Origin of the sequence: Albidovulum sp., assembly GCF_049646345.1 — a bacterium.
Classification (GTDB): Bacteria; Pseudomonadota; Alphaproteobacteria; order Rhodobacterales; family Rhodobacteraceae; genus Albidovulum.
Genome location: NZ_JBARVQ010000853.1, coordinates 1 through 4,023, shown reverse-complemented (window position 1 = coordinate 4,023; position 4,023 = coordinate 1). Strand labels below are relative to the sequence as shown.

Genomic DNA, 4,023 nt, shown 5'->3' with positions numbered 1-4,023 from the left:
GTCCAAGGCCGAGGCCGACCGCTCCATCGCCGGGGGCAAGCTGGAAAGCGCGCGTCTGGCCGTTGCCCGGCATGATGAGGAGGCTCAGGCGGCGCGCACCCAGTTGCGCGAGGCTGAGGCCGCCGTGAAGGCCCTGCCCGACCTCGATGCCGCCCGCGCCGAGGTCGAGGACGTCAAGATGACGGTCGAAGCGGCGCGGATGACCATGATGGCCAAACGCTCGGCCCATGACGAGATCCGCCGCGAGGGCGAGGCGCGCACCAAGCGCCGTCAGGAAATCACAAAGGAAATCTCGGGCTGGAAGCACCGGCTGGAGACCGCTGAAAAGCGGTCGGCGGAACTGGCTGAACGCAAGACAGCCTCCGAGGCCGAGTTGAAGGCCGCCTCGGCCGCGCCCGCGGAAATCGCCGCCAAGCGGGAAGAGCTGAACGACGCGATCGACACCGCCGAAACAAGGCGGCGGGGTGCCGCTGACCGGCTGGCCGAGGCGGAAACCGCTTTGCGGCAGGCGACGGATGATGAACGCGATGCGGAACGCGCAGCATCTGAGGCGCGCGAGGCCCGCGCCCGCGCCGAAGCCCGCGCCGATGCCGCCCGCGAAACCGTCGCCTATGCCGCCGAACGCATCCGCGAGGAGACCGAGAAGGAACCGGGCGAACTGCTGCAAAGCCTCGATACCGATCCCGACACGATGCCCTCGGCCGAGGCTTTGGACAACGACGTCCATCGCCTGCGCCGCCAGCGCGACGCGCTTGGCGCGGTGAACCTGCGCGCCGAAGAGGACGCGAAGGAGGTGCAGGAAGAGCATGACAATCTGGTCATGGAGAAATCCGACCTTGAAGAGGCGATCAAGAAGCTGCGCTCAGGCATTGCCGGGCTGAACCGTGAGGGGCGCGAGCGTCTGCTGACCGCCTTTGAACAGGTCAACAGCAATTTCCGCCTGCTCTTCACCCATCTCTTCGGCGGTGGTGAGGCCAATCTGGTGCTGGTCGAAAGCGACGACCCCTTGGAAGCCGGGCTTGAGATCATGTGCCAGCCGCCGGGCAAGAAACTGGCGACGCTATCGCTGCTCTCGGGGGGCGAACAGACGCTCACGGCGCTGGCGCTGATCTTTGCCGTCTTCCTCGCCAATCCGGCACCGATCTGCGTGCTGGACGAGGTCGACGCGCCGCTTGACGACGCCAACGTCACCCGGTTCTGCGACCTTCTTGATGAAATGACGCGCCGCACTGATACCCGCTTCCTGATCATCACCCACCATGCGGTGACGATGGCGCGGATGGACCGGCTTTTTGGTGTGACCATGGCCGAACAGGGCGTCAGCCAGCTGGTCAGCGTCGATCTGAAGAAGGCCGAGGCGCTGGTCGCCTGACAGGCAGACCGCAGTCCCGGACTTGAACCGGGACCTCTCGGTCAGTCGGGCAAGAGGTCCCGGATCAAGCCCGGGACTGCGCCCCTCTACCTCTCCATCCAATCCGTCGGTTGATTTTCCTGCCACCCCACCCGGTGCAGCAAGGGCGTATCGTCGGTGGATTCCGGCCAGCCGAGGCAGAGATAGGCGCTGAACTCCCACCCCTCCGGCACGTCGAACAGCCGTTCGATCTCGGCAGGTTCAAGGATCGACACCATGCCAAGGCCAAGGTTTTCCGCACGTGCCGCCAGCCAGAGCGTATGCACTGCCATCGCGGTCGACTGGTGCAGGGTTTCGGGCATGGTGCGGCGGCCAAGGCCCCGGCCCGCCTCCGGGTCGGTAACGGTGAAGACGGCGAGGTGCTCGGGCGCTGCATCGAGGCCGGCTAGCTTCAGTTGCATGTAATCGGTCCGCGACGCGTCGTCATAAGCCGCCGCAGCCTCGCGGTTGCAACGCTCGAACCCGGCCCGCACGGCGGCGCGCAGATCGGGGTTTTTCACGCGAAAGACCCGCCAGGGTCGCGCATTGCCGACCGAGGGCGCGGCTTCCATCGCCGCTTGCAACCGCGCCAGAACCTCTTCCGGTACGGGATCGGTCCTGAAATGCCGCACATCCCGGCGCCATTTTAGGATGCACTCCAATATTCCGGCCTCGTCCGTGGTGAACTGCATCAGGACCCTCCCCCCATCAGGGCATCCGCGACGCGCGCCCATTCGCCTTCGTCCCCCGGCAGGCCGAGCCTGATCCAGCCCGTCGAATAGGGAAAGATCCGCGACCAGATATGCGCCCGCGCCAGACGTTCTTGTGCTGCTGCCGCATCGCCGGTCTCATAAAGCCGGAAAAGCACGGTTCCGCCCTTGGGGGGCCAGCCCGCCGCCTCGGCCAGCGCATCCAGTCGCGCGGTCTCTGCCATCAGCCGTGCGGTTGTTTCTGCGGCCCAGTGCCGGTCGGCCAGTGCTGCGGCACCGATCTCGATCGCGGCGCCTGACACCGGCCACGGCCCGGCCATGTCCGAAAGTGCGGCAATGTCATCGCTAGCACCCAGCACGAAGCCCAGCCGCACCCCTGCCAGCCCATAGAACTTGCCAAAGGAGCGCAGGACGAACATGCCGTTCTGCCCGGCCGATGAGGCGACGGACATGCCGGGATAGGGATCAGCGAAGCTTTCATCGACGACCAGCCGACCGACCTGGGACGCAAGCGCCAGCACATCCTCAGGCGGCAGGTGACGCCCGTCGGGATTGTTGGGGTTTACCAGAACCGCCAGATCGGCCCCGGCGAGCCCCGCCACATCCGGAACGTCCTCCACCTGCCAGCCTGCGCCCCGCAGGGCGGCGGCGTGTTCGTTGTAGGTCGGCGCCAGCACCCGCGCGCGGCCGGGCGGGCCAAGGCGCGGGATCATCTGGATCGCCGCCTGAGCGCCTGCGACCGGCAGGATCGCGGCCTTGGTGCCATAGGCCCGGGCGGCGGCGCTGCACAGCCCCTCTGTCGCGGCCTTTGTAGGCAGGGCCGTCCATGCGGCTTGGGACAGGTCCGGCAACGGATAGGGCACCCGATTGATCCCGGTCGAAAGGTCGATCCAGTCGGACACCGCGCCCCCGAACCGGTCGATAGCCCCGTCAAGATTGCCACCGTGATCGCGCATTGCCCCGTATCCCCCTCAGATCGCCGCCGATAGCGCGACGATAAGCCCGAGCGCAAGCATCGCGAAGCGGTAGGCGGTCAGGCCGCGATGGATATCCTCCGGCCCGGGATCCGGCGCGCCTTCATTGACCCATGGTTCATCCGCGACCCTGTCACCATAGATGCGCGGCCCCGATAGCCTGATGCCCAAAGCCCCGGCAAGGGCTGCCTCGGGCCAGCCGGCATTCGGCGACCGGTGATGGCCCGCATCGCGCCACATCACCGCCAGCGCCGAGCGTGGCCGCACCGATGTCACGGCGAACAGCAGCCCGGTCAGTCGCGCGGGAATGAGGTTCACCAGATCGTCGATCCGGGCCGAGGCCCAACCGAATGCCTCATGCCGCTCTGTCCGGTGACCGATCATCGAATCAAGCGTATTGATCGCCTTGTAGGCAGCGATGCCGGGCAGGCCCAGAAGGACACCCCAGAAGATCGGGGCGACGATACCGTCCGAGGTGTTTTCCGCCAGACTTTCCAACGACGCGCGCGCAACCCCGGCCTCGTCCAGCCGCGAAGGATCGCGCCCGACGATCATCGAGACTTCATGCCGCGCCCGCGCCAGATCGCCCGTGCCGAGTGGCCCAGCCACCGCCGCGACATGATCGTGCATCGACCGCAGCGCCACGAAAGGCCAGGCAAGCACACCGCCCAGCGCAACGCCCGGCCAGCCATCGGGCAGCAGCCAGGCGGCGATCCACGCGAGTTCGGCCACAAGGGCAATCACCGCAAGTGCCACGACGATGCCCGCCTGACGCCGTTGCCCCGGCTCGGCCCCATCGATGTTCAGCCATCCGTCCAGCCGTGAAACCAGCGCGCCGATCCAGGTGACGGGATGACCGATCGCAGCGAACAGCCATTTCGGCCAACCGAGGAGTATGTCGAGCCCCATGGCCACCAGCATGATCAGCGCCCCCGTCACCGTTTTCCAC

The 4,023-nt window shown here is 67.0% G+C and carries 4 protein-coding genes; 1 reads left to right on the top strand and 3 read right to left on the bottom strand.

Going from position 1 to position 4,023, the window contains the following annotated elements; genetic code table 11:
* Nucleotides 1–1,372: chromosome segregation SMC family protein (locus tag WBB85_RS22385; RefSeq protein ID WP_432640777.1), on the top strand; the 1,372-nt coding region annotated here is incomplete at its 5' end.
* Between the two features lie 86 nt (nucleotides 1,373–1,458).
* Here WBB85_RS22385 and bluB read toward each other — a convergent pair.
* Genes bluB through cbiB form a run of 3 tightly spaced genes read right to left on the bottom strand, consistent with a single transcriptional unit; the run spans nucleotide 1,459 to nucleotide 3,995 of the window.
* Complete coding sequence (gene bluB, locus WBB85_RS22380) at nucleotides 1,459–2,082, bottom strand: 5,6-dimethylbenzimidazole synthase (RefSeq protein WP_432640776.1); 624 nt, start codon at nucleotides 2,080–2,082, stop codon at nucleotides 1,459–1,461.
* Nucleotides 2,082–3,056, bottom strand: a complete 975-nt coding sequence (gene cobD, locus WBB85_RS22375; protein ID WP_432640775.1) for a threonine-phosphate decarboxylase CobD — start codon at nucleotides 3,054–3,056, stop codon at nucleotides 2,082–2,084. The genes bluB and cobD overlap by 1 nt, the downstream gene beginning before the upstream one ends.
* A 15-nt stretch (nucleotides 3,057–3,071) precedes the next feature.
* Nucleotides 3,072–3,995 carry an adenosylcobinamide-phosphate synthase CbiB gene (gene cbiB, locus WBB85_RS22370; protein ID WP_432640778.1) on the bottom strand — a complete coding sequence of 308 codons (924 nt, stop codon included), beginning with the start codon at nucleotides 3,993–3,995 and terminating at the stop codon, nucleotides 3,072–3,074.
* Nucleotides 3,996–4,023: the final 28 nt, after the last annotated feature.